Source organism: Paenibacillus sp. sgz302164 (assembly GCF_056120505.1).
On record NZ_JBVYOL010000019.1, the window covers coordinates 138362 to 151107 of the forward strand.

General features: G+C 53.6%; 14 protein-coding genes. 2 read left to right on the forward strand and 12 right to left on the reverse strand.

Features of this window, described 5'->3' with window-relative positions; all coding sequences use genetic code 11:
* Positions 1 to 21 precede the first annotated feature (21 nt).
* Positions 22 to 300 (reverse strand): sporulation protein YqfC, encoded by a 279-nt coding sequence (gene yqfC / locus AC0LWT_RS27615; protein ID WP_474684500.1) that lies wholly within the window; start codon positions 298 to 300, stop codon positions 22 to 24.
* Positions 301 to 388: 88 nt separating this feature from the next.
* On the opposite strand from yqfC, the gene AC0LWT_RS27620 reads away from it, so the two are divergent.
* Entirely contained in the window at positions 389 to 706 is a 318-nt protein-coding gene (locus AC0LWT_RS27620; protein WP_474684501.1) for a hypothetical protein, read from the forward strand.
* A gap of 846 nt (positions 707 to 1552) precedes the next feature.
* Here AC0LWT_RS27620 and AC0LWT_RS27625 read toward each other — a convergent pair.
* From AC0LWT_RS27625 to AC0LWT_RS27655, 7 genes are all read right to left on the reverse strand, one after another.
* Positions 1553 to 1972: a hypothetical protein gene (locus AC0LWT_RS27625; protein ID WP_474684502.1), complete on the reverse strand. Its 420-nt coding sequence runs from the start codon at positions 1970 to 1972 to the stop codon at positions 1553 to 1555.
* 14 nt (positions 1973 to 1986) lie between these two features.
* Positions 1987 to 2979 carry a flotillin-like protein FloA gene (gene floA, locus AC0LWT_RS27630; RefSeq protein WP_474684503.1) on the reverse strand — a complete coding sequence of 331 codons (993 nt, stop codon included), beginning with the start codon at positions 2977 to 2979 and terminating at the stop codon, positions 1987 to 1989.
* A 19-nt stretch (positions 2980 to 2998) separates the two neighbouring features.
* Entirely contained in the window at positions 2999 to 3652 is a 654-nt protein-coding gene (locus AC0LWT_RS27635) for an NfeD family protein (RefSeq protein WP_474684504.1), read from the reverse strand.
* 135 nt (positions 3653 to 3787) lie between these two features.
* Positions 3788 to 4231, reverse strand: a complete 444-nt coding sequence (locus AC0LWT_RS27640) for a GatB/YqeY domain-containing protein (RefSeq protein ID WP_474684505.1) — start codon at positions 4229 to 4231, stop codon at positions 3788 to 3790.
* A gap of 15 nt (positions 4232 to 4246) precedes the next feature.
* Entirely contained in the window at positions 4247 to 4420 is a 174-nt protein-coding gene (gene rpsU, locus AC0LWT_RS27645) for a 30S ribosomal protein S21 (RefSeq protein WP_010491812.1), read from the reverse strand.
* A gap of 112 nt (positions 4421 to 4532) precedes the next feature.
* Positions 4533 to 4883, reverse strand: a complete 351-nt coding sequence (locus AC0LWT_RS27650) for a histidine triad nucleotide-binding protein (RefSeq protein WP_474684506.1) — start codon at positions 4881 to 4883, stop codon at positions 4533 to 4535.
* A 97-nt stretch (positions 4884 to 4980) separates the two neighbouring features.
* Positions 4981 to 6444, reverse strand: coding sequence for a methyl-accepting chemotaxis protein (locus tag AC0LWT_RS27655; RefSeq protein WP_474684507.1), 1464 nt, complete (start codon positions 6442 to 6444; stop codon positions 4981 to 4983).
* Between the two features lie 289 nt (positions 6445 to 6733).
* Between AC0LWT_RS27655 and AC0LWT_RS27660 the strand changes: the two genes are divergently transcribed.
* Positions 6734 to 8644 carry an FAD-dependent oxidoreductase gene (locus AC0LWT_RS27660; RefSeq protein WP_474684508.1) on the forward strand — a complete coding sequence of 637 codons (1911 nt, stop codon included), beginning with the start codon at positions 6734 to 6736 and terminating at the stop codon, positions 8642 to 8644.
* A 568-nt stretch (positions 8645 to 9212) separates the two neighbouring features.
* Here the strand turns inward: AC0LWT_RS27660 and AC0LWT_RS27665 are convergent.
* From AC0LWT_RS27665 to AC0LWT_RS27680, 4 genes are all read right to left on the reverse strand, one after another.
* The gene (locus AC0LWT_RS27665) at positions 9213 to 9737 is read right to left on the reverse strand and encodes a stalk domain-containing protein (RefSeq protein ID WP_474684509.1); all 525 of its coding nucleotides are present in this window, start codon (positions 9735 to 9737) and stop codon (positions 9213 to 9215) included.
* A gap of 98 nt (positions 9738 to 9835) precedes the next feature.
* Positions 9836 to 10012: an aspartyl-phosphate phosphatase Spo0E family protein gene (locus AC0LWT_RS27670; protein ID WP_474684510.1), complete on the reverse strand. Its 177-nt coding sequence runs from the start codon at positions 10010 to 10012 to the stop codon at positions 9836 to 9838.
* 41 nt (positions 10013 to 10053) lie between these two features.
* Positions 10054 to 12009 (reverse strand): stalk domain-containing protein, encoded by a 1956-nt coding sequence (locus AC0LWT_RS27675; protein ID WP_474684511.1) that lies wholly within the window; start codon positions 12007 to 12009, stop codon positions 10054 to 10056.
* Between the two features lie 223 nt (positions 12010 to 12232).
* The coding region (locus AC0LWT_RS27680; RefSeq protein ID WP_474684512.1) for an SbcC/MukB-like Walker B domain-containing protein at positions 12233 to 12746 on the reverse strand (514 nt) is incomplete at its 5' end.

Here is a 12746-nt window from a genome sequence, read left to right on the forward strand (position 1 = left end):
ATTTAATCGCCTGCAACACAACTAAGGAATATATTTCACATCGTCGATGAGACCTTCGATAAACATCTCTTCGGATAAAATCGCGCGGATGACAAGCTGCTTGCCGTATACTTCAAGCTTTCCTTTGGTAAGCTCCAGTTTCAATATTTCGCTGGAAAAATGAAGCACGCCCCGGTGATTCTCCACATAAAGCTGTACGTTGCCGATCATCGTGATGCGAGGCAAATCCTGTACCACGTCCTGGGGAAGATCGAGGATTTTGGCCGTTAACTGGTTCCATTTGTGAGTCAAGCGACGCATAGCTTGGCAGTACCCCCTCTGTACGGATGATGATGACGGGTCAGGAGCGTGTAAACTTCTACCAAAGTATGCGGAATGCATCCGTTTTATGAGAAAAACCGTACGCGGAACCGGAAGAAGGACATCCCGCATTGAAAATGGCGGGCGTGTTCGGTACAGGCCGCCAGGCGCTGCAAGGCGCGGGCGGGGGAGACGGCAGCGCAGACGCAAGGCAAAGGCGGGGGTGGCGACAGCGCAGTCGCAAGGCGCATGGGCGGAGGTGATGGTGGCGACAGCGCAGTCGCAAGGCGCATGGGCGGGGGTGATGGTGGCGACAGCGCAGTCGCAAGGCGCATGGGCGGGGGTGATGGTGGCGACGGCGAAGTCGCAAGGGCACGGGCGGGAGAGGGCTGGCGGAGGCATGTAGCACAACAATTGTAAAGTATGGCTGCCCAGTAACTCCCACGTCAGAGCTGGTCGCACAATTTGCCTGATTGAGCAAAAAAACCTGCGAAAGTACAGTTTTTTGCTCGTCAGTACGCTGACAACGAAAAATTCCTGCAATTGTGCAGGCTTTTCGCTGCGAACATGGGTTCAGGTTCACTTTCGCGGAAAATTCCTGCACTTTCGCAGGTTTTTCGCCAAAATGAACCTTTTTCCCGAAAAAAACCTGCACTTTTGCAGGCTTTCTCCCAGCCAAGCCGACGTGTGCCTCCACTTCAACACCACAACTCGTATAGGAAAGGCGCGGCCCACTCCAACACCGAAACTCATGCAGGAAAGGTGTAGATTGGGGAAATAACGGCTGCCGCCCCTTCGACCTCTAACCCGCTACTTTATCAACACCCTGACTTGTGCAGGTTTCCTCGCGCTAATAGGAATGCGTCCCTCCAATGTACGTTTTTCTCATCAGTCTGAAGTGTGTTTTTCGGCCCACACACCGGGCTTAGAATCGTTTGAGTCGGGATTTACTGCGTAAATGGGGCTCAAAATCGTTGGGCCGGGATTTCCTGCACAATCGCAGGCTTTTCCTTCAAACCGGCCGCTTCCGTCAACAAAACCTGATTTGCCTGCATTCACCTTTCTCAGACAAAAAACACCCCATCCCTGAGCCCCCCCTTTTACCCTCAGTGACGTCTCCACCTCTAAACAGGACTAAAGTAATAACCATTTTTGTAGGTTTTACGGGCTGGCGGGCCGCTTGCACATGGCAAAGCGGCACAGAAAAACCGCCCTTCCCCTGGATTGGGGGAAGGGCGGTCGCACAAAGCCGTTATCTGCGATACGGCTTTTTGGCTCTGGGTGGGCCGAGTATTTCGGCCCACACCACGCCTTGGAGCAGCTGCTGCCGGCTCGGCTGCTCCGTGAGGAGGCCGGCAGGCTCTGCCGCTGCCGGCTCCTGTACAGCCTCTGAGCCGCCCTCAGAGGCACCGAAGGGAGATGCCTTCCCGCGCACGGAGGAGGCAGCGGCGGCCCTGGCGGAGCCGCTGTCCGTGCGCCGCCCTTCTTCGGACGGCGCCGAAGAAGGGCACGCGGCGGCGGGAGGCTGCGCACCGCCGAACGAGGGCATCCTCGGCGCGCGGTCGCTTCCTTTCGCGGCCTGCCGCTGTTTTTTGCCAAGCTGATACAGCACGGTCAGCGCAATGACGATCAAGTACCAGTTTTGAATCAGGAACGCGATCAACTTCTCCATGGAAACGACGCCTCCTATTCCCTCTCGTTTTTGTTGCCGTCGTTCAGCTTGCCGAGCGAGGAGCGCATCTGCGTGTCAGCATCGATGTTTTTTAAATTCATGTAGTCCATGACGCCCAATTGACCGCTGCGCAGCGCTTCGGCCATGGCAAGCGGCACCTGGGACTCCGATTCGACAACTTTCGCGCGCATCTCGATCACCCGCGCTTTCATCTCCTGCTCTGCGGCAACAGCCATAGCGCGCCGCTCTTCCGCTTTCGCCTGGGCGATGCGTTTGTCGGCCTCCGCTTGCTCCGTTTGCAGATGCGCGCCGATATTTTTGCCCACATCCACGTCCGCGATGTCGATCGAAAGAATTTCGAACGCCGTTCCGGCATCGAGCCCTTTTCCCAGCACGGTTCGGGAAATCATGTCGGGGTTTTCCAAAACGTCCTTATGGGAATCGCTGCTGCCTACAGTCGTAACGATCCCTTCGCCGACACGCGCAATAATCGTTTCTTCGCCCGCGCCCCCGACCAGCCGGTCGATATTCGCGCGAACCGTTACGCGTGCGATAACTTTCACTTCGATCCCGTTTTTGGCGACGGCCGAAACGGTAGGCGTTTCAATAACGCGCGGGTTAACGCTCATTTGCACAGCCATCAAAACGTCCCGCCCGGCAAGATCGATCGCCGCCGCGCGTTCGAATTCCAGATGAATATTGGCGCGGTGCGCGGCAATGAGCGCATTGACGACGCGGTCGACGTTGCCCCCGGCCAAAAAGTGGCTTTCCAACTGATTGATGCTCAAATTCATCCCGGCTTTAGTCGCCTTGATCATCGGATTTACGATCCGGCTCGGAATGACGCGCCGCAAGCGCATCGCTATCAACGTGATGATGCTGATTCTGACGCCCGAGGCCAGCGCGGATATCCACAGCATCACCGGCACAACGCTCAGCAGTACGGACAGCGCAATAATGATAATGGCTGCCACCAGCAGCAAATACAAACCCGGTTCCAAAGTCATGAAGTACCTCCCTCAAAAGTTAAGTGGATTGTTCCTTTACTACAACGCGCGTTCCTTCGACCTGAATGACGACAATCTGCTTTCCGCTTTGAATAAAGCTGCCGCCGGTCACAACATCGATCCGTTCGCCCCCGATCAGCGCGGTCCCTGCTGGCCTGAGCGGCGTTATCGCTTCGCCGACTGCGCCCAATAGATGCGCCTTGTCGGGACTTGCGGAAAAGCCTTTGTCAGCGGTCAGCTGCTCGCGCAAAATAAAACGGTTCCACACGCCGCGGTGCTTAAAATATTTGACGGCAAAGGCGATCACGACGATAGACAGCAAAAATGCGATGCCGAGCGTCAGCGCGGCTTCCTTGGGATCCGATGAAGCCATCATGACCCCGCCGAACAAACATATCGCGCCCAGCACGCCGAGTATTCCAAAACTGGGGACTACCAACTCAAGGAAGAGCAGTAAAATCCCGATCCCAAAGACGGCCAAATCGCCGAAGCCCGCAACCCCCGCCAAATAATAACCGAGGAAATACAAGCCGAACCCGGCCGCGCCGGCGGCAGCCAACAGCCCGCTGCTGAAAAAAAGCAGCTCAAGCGCAATACCTACTATTCCGACCAGCAGCAGCACGGTAGCCGTAACCGGATGGGTCAGAAAGGCAGACAAATGGTCCGCAAGCATCGTCAATCACTCCCTTTCCTGAAAGCTATCTGCATGGCACCATTCATATGTACGTTTGAACGCACAAACTGTTTCACACAAAAATGAAAAGACCGGAAAGATTTACCTCTTTCCGGTCTTGTTGTTCATCTTTAATTACACTAATAACTGTTGGACCAGCTGATTGATAAGTTTACCGTCAGCACGTCCTTTTACCTGCGGCATCAATGCCCCCATTACTTTGCCCATATCCGCTTTGGAAGAAGCACCAACTTGTTGGATGGTCTGCTGTACAATGGCTTTTACTTCTTCCTCGGTAAGCTGTTGCGGCATGTACTCGGTAAGGATGGCCAGTTCTGCTTGCAGGCTTTCGGCCAGATCGTCTCTGCCCGCTTTTTCAAATTCTTGGAGGGAATCCCTGCGCTGCTTGATCTCACGAGCTAGAACGTCAAGCACTTCATTATCATCTAAGGTTCTCTTCAAGTCTATCTCGGAATTCTTGATAGTAGAACGAACCATACGGATTACGGAGAGTTTGAACTTGTCCTGACTCTTCATCGCTGACTTCATATCTTCGTTCAATCGTTCGCTTAAGCTCATTGACTGAATTGCCTCCTAGAACTTTCTCTTACGAGCAGCCTCTGACTTCTTCTTGCGCTTGACGCTAGGCTTTTCATAATGTTTGCGTTTTTTAACCTCTGCTAGAACGCCATCTTTAGCGATGGAACGCTTAAAGCGACGAAGTGCAGCATCTATAGTTTCGTTCTTGCGAACTCGAGTTTCTGACACCAGTTTTCCCTCCCTCCGAACAGACCGTCCAAGATAAAGCGGTTCATCAAACTACATTATATGTTATCGGGAATTAGGTGTCAATCGGAATCCTTCCATTGGTACCAAGACCTTAATTCGCCACGCCCAGCGGAGCCAATTTCGCCCCTGCAAGAAGATGATAATGAAGATGGAACACGACTTGTCCTGCGTTAGGCCCGCAATTGTTCACGAGGCGATAGCCGGATTCGGCGACGCCAAGCTGCTTGGCGATGTGCTGGGCCGCCTTGTGAACGAGCCCGATCACTTCCCAATCCTCCTCGCCCGCATCGTTCAGCGAAGCAAAATGCTTTTTCGGGATGATCAGCACATGGACCGGAGCCGCAGGCTGAATGTCATGAAACGCGACGACCCGGTCGTCTTCGTAAACTTTTTTGGAAGGTATGGAGCCTTCGACAATTTTACAAAAAATACAATCGCTCATTCTTCGGCTTCTCCTCTGCTTTCAATTGAATAACGGTTACTCTAATCTTAACGAAAAAAAACAAAAAAATCCAATTCCCGGAGACGATTCGGCGAATTTACCGGTCGATCCAAGCCTGGGCAAGGTCGACGGCTGTTTTAAACCTGGCTCTGCCGTGGTTGATCAGGCCCTGCCGCGCTTTCTCATATTCCCCTTCGAGCATCCAGGCGGCGTTTTGTTCCTTGATTTGGTGAAAAGCGTCCCAGGCCTCCTCCAACTGCCGGAGCATATCCCGTTCGCCCGGTTCGCCTGCCAGACCGGCCAGCTGTGCCCAGCAAGCGCGAAGCTCCGCTTCCAACACCTGCTTTTCATCGTGCCATTCCCGGATCCGCTCCCGGTCCTGCGATTCAATCATGGAAACCATGATCGCTCGGATGCCGACCGCTTTGTCCATCCACGCATCGATAGAACGACTCAAAGGCATCTCCAAGTCCGAGTGAGGAAGCTTGAATTGCGACACGGCCGAGCGGAGCGACAAGCTGCTGCGCCTCACCGTGCGGAGATTTTCGTTCATCGCCGCGATGCTGCGCTGTTGAACTTCGGCGGAAGCCAGCACCTCCTCGCTGCCCGCCGCAACTTGCTCGAACATCGCGGACGTGCGGTGAACCGCGTCGGAAATCGCAATCGTGCTGCTCGTCGCGGTCAGCAGCGAGCTGTCGACGGATCGAATGCCGCCGCACAGACCGTCCAAAAACGTCAGCACGCTGCCGTACCTTTGCAGCCCGCTTTCCATCACGGCAGCGCCGGAATCGGCCGTATCCGCCATCCCGCTCACGGATGAAGCCAATGCCTGCGCGGAAGCGGATACGGTTTGTATATGCTCCCCGATGTGGGCCGTTGCCTGCTTCGATTGAACCGCCAGCCTGGATATCTCCTGCGCGACGACCGCAAACCCCCGCCCATTCTCGCCCGCCCGGGCCGCTTCGATGTTCGCGTTAAGCGCCAGAAGCTGGGTTTGACCCGAGATGTCCTCGACCATCTTCGTTATTTCGGCAATTTGGGCCAGGGCCGCGCTCAACCGGTCCATTTCCCGGTGAAGCTGCTTGCTGTCCGCCGTCATGCGCCTCATTTGATCCGCCGCCGCGGCAATTTCGCTTTTTCCAAGCACAAGCTCTTGGGCAATTTGCGCCGAAGACGAGACCACTTCGTTATTTTCGCTGCGAATCCGCTCCAGCATGGACTGGACATCCGTCATTCGAGCCGCCGCGTCCTGGATATGCTCCGACGAATCCTGGATGCCCATCGTAATTTCGCGAATCGTATGCGTCACGCCGTCTACCTGGCCGGCAATGGAATCGGAGGCAACGCGGATCTCTTCCACTTGCCCGTGAAGCTGCAGCGAAGATCTGTCGACAATGCGGATAAGCGATTTCAAGCCTTGGGCCGTTTGCTGCACCATATCGATAAAAACCGTCTTCCGCGAAGCAGGCTCGGTATGCAAAATCGTTAAATCACCGGCGGCCAAACGGCCCAACAGATCTTTCGTTTGCTGCTTCGAGGAATGAAAAGAAAGAATTTTCATAAGAACCCGCCCCTTTTTATGTTAGATTTATGTTCATTATAAACAAAAAGTTCGAAATATGTAATATTATATGACATATTTGACATGGAAATTTGAGATAGAGTCCTGTTTTGGGGAGGGTTTCCGTTGAATCTGACATGTATGTAACGTTAGAAATGAAAGTATGCTCGGACATCACATTTATGCAGGCGGGAACCCATTTTTTTATCTGTAGTAGACTAACAGTCTAATTAAGCATATAATACTGCATATAGGTCATTGAAACGGAAGTGATCAGTTGAGTCAGTTCATGAGAGCCACGACTCGCAAAAAACGGGATACGATGATGGAAGTCGCCTTGTCCATGTTTATGGAAAAAGGCTATGAACACGTGTCGGTCGACGATATTATCGAAGCAACCGGCACCTCCAAAGGTACTTTTTACCATTACTTCAAAAGCAAGGACGCCATTATTTCCGCGATTTACAACAAGCAGACCGAACTGATCCGGGAATGGGTCAAACAGCCGCCGTCCAAAGTGCAATCGCTTGAAGGACATATCAACCGGCTATTTTTAGACTTGGCGTCCAATATTAACCACAGTCCCAGGCTAATCCGCAGCTTGCAAGCTTTATCGCTGCAAAACGAGGCAATGAAGACGGAAGAGCAGCAATACTTGCGCATACTATCCGAAAGCTTGCAGCATTGGCTGCCCGAAACGCGAAAAGCGGAATTGCTCATTTGCGCTTTTACGGGAACGATGCTGAACTGGTGCAGTCAAGATGACGCGGACCTTTTATCCATGATGAAAAACAACCTGGCCCTGCTGTGGGCGGGCCTTCGTACTGAAGCGCCTTTTGCCCCGCTGCGGTTGGAACCAGTCTCTAAGGAGGATACGAAAATGAAAGTAGCCATCATCGGCGGAGGCTTGGCGGGTTTGACCGCGGCCGCTTATTTGTCCGAAAACCCGCATATCGAAGGAGTCCTGTTTGAGCGCAGTCCGCAGCTCGGAGGCCGGGCGTTTACTTATGAAAAAGCAGGGTTCACCCTGAACTACGGCGCACATGCCATCTACGGCATCGACCGTCACAAGCTGACCGTTATGGAAAGAGAGTTGGGGCTTTCCTTCAGCTCCAAGCAGGTTGACAAGCGCAAAGTCGTCTACGCCAAGCATGACCGGCTGACCCCCGCTCCGCTGGATTTTGTGAACATTCTCAAAACCGACCTGCTCAGCACGATGCAAAAAGTGAGCTTCGTCGGCGAGATCGCGGCGATCATCGCCAACATCCACAACCTGAAAAACTACGAGACATTAGGCGATTATTTGGCCGAATCCAATGCCGACGAAGATGTGAAAGAGCTTTGGGAGCATCTCGTCTGCTCCAACTTTTTCATCGCCCCGGAAGATGCACGCAAAGTATCCGGCTCGGTGATCAGCGAGTATTATCACAATCTGTTTTTATCCAGCAAGCCTGTGAACTACGTGCTCGGAAGCTGGGCCGTCATCACCAATCAGCTTAAGCAAAAGCTGCAAAGCTCCGGCCGCTATGAAATCGCGATTCAGGAAGGCGTGGACAGCATCCGGTACGCCGACAAAAAGTTCGTGCTGCAGACGAAAAACCGCGAACAAGCTTTCGACAAAGTGATTTTTGCCATGCCTGTCCAGCAAGTCGTCAAGCTGCTTAAAGGCACCGCCTGGGAACCGTTCCTCGCACCTTATGAAGCGAACACGGCAACGGAAGTTATGGTATACGATATCGGGCTTACCCACGTCGTCGCCAGACCGTTCAGCTACATCAGCGATATGGACAACAAGCTGTTCATCAGCGACGTTTCGGCTACGGACCACACCCTTGTTCCGGAAGGCGGCCAACTGCTGCAAGGCATCGCCTATCTGAGCGATCAATTCGATACCGAAGAAGAGCGCAAAGCGTATCTGGATCAAAAAACAAAACAGATGGAAGCCCTGTTCGACAAGCATTATCCCGGATGGCGCGATGCGACCGCGGTCAAGCGCGTTTCCAAAAAAGCGATGGTATCCAGCGTGAAGAACATCGCCTCGAACAGTCTTTTGCCGACACGCGTGGAAAATGTGCCGTTTTATTTTTGCGGAGACGGCTGCACGGGCAAAGGCGAGCTTGCCGAACGCGCTTTTTCCAGCGCACGCACCGTCTCTTTGTCCATTGTAGAAGAAGTGAACCAATCGCTTGTGAACGCATAAGGGCGGGCGCTTGTCAGCCCGCAAAACCGGCGGGTCACCTCCCGGTGGCCCTGCCTTTCACAAAGCCTGCAATTGTGCAGGCTTTTTTTGATGGAGGGCACAAGGCAGTTTGGGCAGGGAAAGCCTGCAAAAGTGCAGGCTTTTTCACTGAAAGTAGCTCATTTTGGCGAAAAGCCTGCGATTGTACAGGAATTTTCCGTGAAAATGAATCTTAGCCCCTGTTTGCGGCGAAAAGCCTGCACAATTGCAGGAATTTTTCGTCCCCAGCGTATCCGGCGAGCAAAAACTGTACTTTTGCAGGTTTTCTCCGTGCAGCTAAGTATGCAGCCAGATCCAAAACGGTAGATTAGCAGTAAGCCATACAAACTATCGAACGAACAACTACAATTTAAGACTTGACACTACACTAGTGCAGAGCAATGCTTTATCGCGGAGTATGCCGTCCGTTTGATGCGAGGACATCAGCCTACTGTCTCATGTCCGGCTTTTTCCGGCATATTTTCGCAGACAAACAAGAAGAAAACCGTCTCTTAAGCAGATCCATCTGCTTCCGGGACGGTTTTTGCTTTTATTCGGATGTATCGATCTGGAATTTCACGGTCGAGTATCCCGACAGCGTATCCAGCGAGGTTAAAGTGACTGTTTTGACTTCACGCGGCGCGAGGTTTTCAGCTTTTCCCCGGGCGACTCCGACCCGCTTTCCGTTGGCGTCGAAGAAAGATGCGGTAAACTCGGCTTTTTTCACCTGCATCGCTCGGTCGTTCCGCAGCTCCGCATGGACTTCCCATTCGTCGGCTGACTTTTTTACGCTCACTTCGTAGAAGCTTAGCTGGTCGGCCGCGTACTCGCCGTCGTTAACCGCGCTGAGAGACTTGTCGGAAACGTAAATAGAACGCGTTTTATCGTCCCAGGTTACGTCCTTGCCCAGCAGTTCGGCGACAGCGCGCAGAGGCAGATAGCTCGATCCGTCAACAATTTGGAGGTCCGCATTCGCCAGTTTGCCGTTCACATAAAGCTTGATATCGGTTGCGGCATATACGCCGGCCGAAAAAGCGAGGAGCAAAACCGACGACAGCAATAGCACTTTTTTCATATCTCACAGCATCCCTTCGGCATATAGAATCGTTCTGCTTATGTTTTCTACACGCCAAAAGGAAAAACCTTCCATCCACTCTGAAAATCGAATACCCGCTACTTCGAGATCCCCGATTGCATATAGTAATACTGCATGATAGCCAAATCAAGTTTGACGCTCAATTGATACACTTCAGAGTCTAAAAAACCGCTGCCCGCAGCAGCAGCATGAAGCCGACTTCGCAAATCTTCGATTATTTGTTCCAAAACAATCAGGTTTGGCGCCGTATTCATGTCTTAGCCCTCCTTAGATGTTTTCTTTACAAGCGCTTTTTTCAAGGAGTTGCTGCTATCGTCACCGTTCTTCGGATACCGTCCCAAGTAACTTGTCCGCCAAAAACTTCTCCGACAAATCTCACCGGCGCCAGAGTATAGCCATTCACCAACCGGGCCGGCTCATCGAGCTCATAGGCTTGTCCGCCCAAAAACGCCGTCTTTTGGCCCAAAGTGAGCCGCAAGTCCACATTCCCTTTGCGCGCCTTCACCGTGCGTGCGGAGGCGTCATAATCGACAACCGCCCCCATCGCTTCAAAAATCGCCCGCAGCGGAGCCATGGTCGAGCCGTTCAAAATGACAGGTGGCTGCTCAAACCGCTGTTCCCGGCCGTCTATGTCCACCGAAACCCGCGAGGATAAAGCGAAGGACCGATCTGCAGCCAAATTTCCTCCCCGATCGTACACCCTCAGTTCCAAAACGGACCCCTCCGGCACTTCCCCTGCTTTCAGTTCAAGCTCGAAAGGCAGGCCGGTTTGCACCGCAACGGTTTTGCCGTTTAATACGTATTCGACTTTGCCGATGTAGACCGCGGGTATTTTAATAAAAGGAACGATTCTCGTTTGCTTGGCAAAAGCGGTACGTTCGGAGCCGGCTTGCCGGTAACCCGCGCCGTCAGCCGGTTTCGCGCCATCCTCTACTTTCGACAAAAGATAAGGATTTTCGATCAGCTTGCTGTAATAACTCCGAATGTCCGCCGAATCGCTTAGGAGATAATCGTTGGCGGCATTTTTCATTTGCTGGTCGACATTAAAATAAGTGATCGCTTTGAGCCTTGGATATTTGTACGGCATAATCTCGTAAAGCCGCTGCAAATTCAGCTTCGCCCACTCGGTGAAATCTTCCTGCGCCGAATGCGAGTAATGCGGGACGCCCGTCTCGCTCAGCATAAGCGGCTTGCGTGCCGAGTAGGTATCGTACAGCCGCGTCAACCGCTCCACATGGCTGGTTGCCGTCATCGGCGGCAGCGCCGGGTTCCCGTTTTCATAAGGCTCGATGTATAGACTGACGCCCACCCAATCGACGTAATCGTCGCCCGGATAATAAGAATCGATATCGTTCGCAGGGACGTCTCCGGGGCTCCAGACCATCGCAACATTCGGCGCCTCCTCGGCAAAGACATCGTGCAGCATGCGGAATTTCTCGATATACAGCACGGGATCGCCGTGCCACTTCACCCATGCGCCGTTCATTTCGCCGGCAAAACGCAAAAAAATCGGTATGCCCGCCGACTTCGCCGCCCTGGCCCACTGCCGCAAATATTCCCCATCTGCGACCGGGTCCAGACCGTCGTCCGGTTCCCAGGCGATTTGCAAAGCCGCTCCGGCTTCTTTGGCCCTTCGGGCGTACATTCCGGGGAAGCTTTGCCCCCAATGGGCATAGGCAAGAAAAATAGCATGCTTCCTGCCGTACACGTCCTCCGCCTTCGTAAAATAATTCCCGACCTCGGGGTCCTGTTCCGAATACAGGCCGATGTAAGCGCCGTATGCAGGCTCGAATTTGGCGAGCTTTCCGCTGAGGGGAGCTGCGGCTTGCTGCAGTGCCTGCGGATCGTTATCCTTCATGTAAAGCTCCACGGTCATTCGCAGCTGTTCGGCCCTCTGGAGCTTCACCGCCCCCCAGTCCTTGCCGGCTTTGACCCAATAATCGTTTTCCAATTCGTAGTAATAAATCGCCTGCTCGTAATCTCCGGCCGCATCGTAATAAGCGTCCAGCTTGCCGCAAAAAAGAGCGGCATTTTCCCACTCGCCTCTGCCCGCGTAGTGATCGACCAAAAATTTCCAATGCGGAACCGCATCGGCTTTATTTCCTTGCGAGGCGAGAGCTTCCGCCATTTGCCAATGGTCCCAGACGATATCGGCATGCGCCCGCTGGGGAGCTTCGACAGCGCCGAAGAAAAGCAGCGCACAGATAAAGGCATTCAACCGCAAATGCTTTCGGCGTTTTCGAATTCGCATCGTCGATGTCCGCCTTTCCCTTCCATAGAATGGAAGATTTCCATGTCGCTATTATATACCAAAATGAATGTTTGCGCCGATACAATTTGTATTCCACTTAAGCCAATCAGACTGTGAGGCAACAAAAAGCAGCCGGGGCGCACTGCGCTGTCCGGCTGCCGGATATAGACCCTCACAGATGAAGAGGGCTTCGATTCACTTCAAAACCTGGGAACATCTAAGCCTAGAGTTCCTCCATTACGACGCGGCTGCCGCGTCCGGACGGCTCGGCCGGATGAACGATCAGCTTCCGCGGCAGCCGGGCTCTCAGTTCCGGCACATGGCTGATGACCCCGACGGACAGGCTGTCCATATGCAGCTTCTCGAGCGCTCCGATCACCATGTCGAGCAGCTCCTGGTCGAGCGTTCCGAAACCCTCGTCGAGGAAGAAAAATTCCAGCGGGTATTCCCCCTTGAGCTGGATTTGCGCCGACAGCGCGAGCGCAAGCGCCAGCGAAGTCAAAAACGTTTCTCCGCCGGACAAAGTGCTGACCGGCCGCTTGACGCCGCCGTTGGCGTCGTCGCGGATGACGAAGCCGCCCCCGGAGTCGACCTCGATCGCATAGCGCCTGCGGGTCAACTGCCCCAGCCGCTCCGAAGCCGCGCGGCTGACCTGCATCAGCTGCTCTTCGGCCAAATACTCGACGAAGGCGTTCGCCTTCAGCACGGCTTGCAGCTTGCCAAGCCGCTCCAACAGC

Coding starts and splice junctions, on each gene's coding strand:
- yqfC (WP_474684500.1), bottom strand. CDS start 300: ATGCGTCGCTTGACTCACAAATGGAACCAGTTAACGGCCAAAATCCTC.
- AC0LWT_RS27620 (WP_474684501.1), top strand. CDS start 389: ATGAGAAAAACCGTACGCGGAACCGGAAGAAGGACATCCCGCATTGAA.
- AC0LWT_RS27625 (WP_474684502.1), bottom strand. CDS start 1,972: ATGGAGAAGTTGATCGCGTTCCTGATTCAAAACTGGTACTTGATCGTC.
- floA (WP_474684503.1), bottom strand. CDS start 2,979: ATGACTTTGGAACCGGGTTTGTATTTGCTGCTGGTGGCAGCCATTATC.
- AC0LWT_RS27635 (WP_474684504.1), bottom strand. CDS start 3,652: ATGCTTGCGGACCATTTGTCTGCCTTTCTGACCCATCCGGTTACGGCT.
- AC0LWT_RS27640 (WP_474684505.1), bottom strand. CDS start 4,231: ATGAGCTTAAGCGAACGATTGAACGAAGATATGAAGTCAGCGATGAAG.
- AC0LWT_RS27650 (WP_474684506.1), bottom strand. CDS start 4,883: ATGAGCGATTGTATTTTTTGTAAAATTGTCGAAGGCTCCATACCTTCC.
- AC0LWT_RS27655 (WP_474684507.1), bottom strand. CDS start 6,444: ATGAAAATTCTTTCTTTTCATTCCTCGAAGCAGCAAACGAAAGATCTG.
- AC0LWT_RS27660 (WP_474684508.1), top strand. CDS start 6,734: ATGAGAGCCACGACTCGCAAAAAACGGGATACGATGATGGAAGTCGCC.
- AC0LWT_RS27665 (WP_474684509.1), bottom strand. CDS start 9,737: ATGAAAAAAGTGCTATTGCTGTCGTCGGTTTTGCTCCTCGCTTTTTCG.
- AC0LWT_RS27670 (WP_474684510.1), bottom strand. CDS start 10,012: ATGAATACGGCGCCAAACCTGATTGTTTTGGAACAAATAATCGAAGAT.
- AC0LWT_RS27675 (WP_474684511.1), bottom strand. CDS start 12,009: ATGCGAATTCGAAAACGCCGAAAGCATTTGCGGTTGAATGCCTTTATC.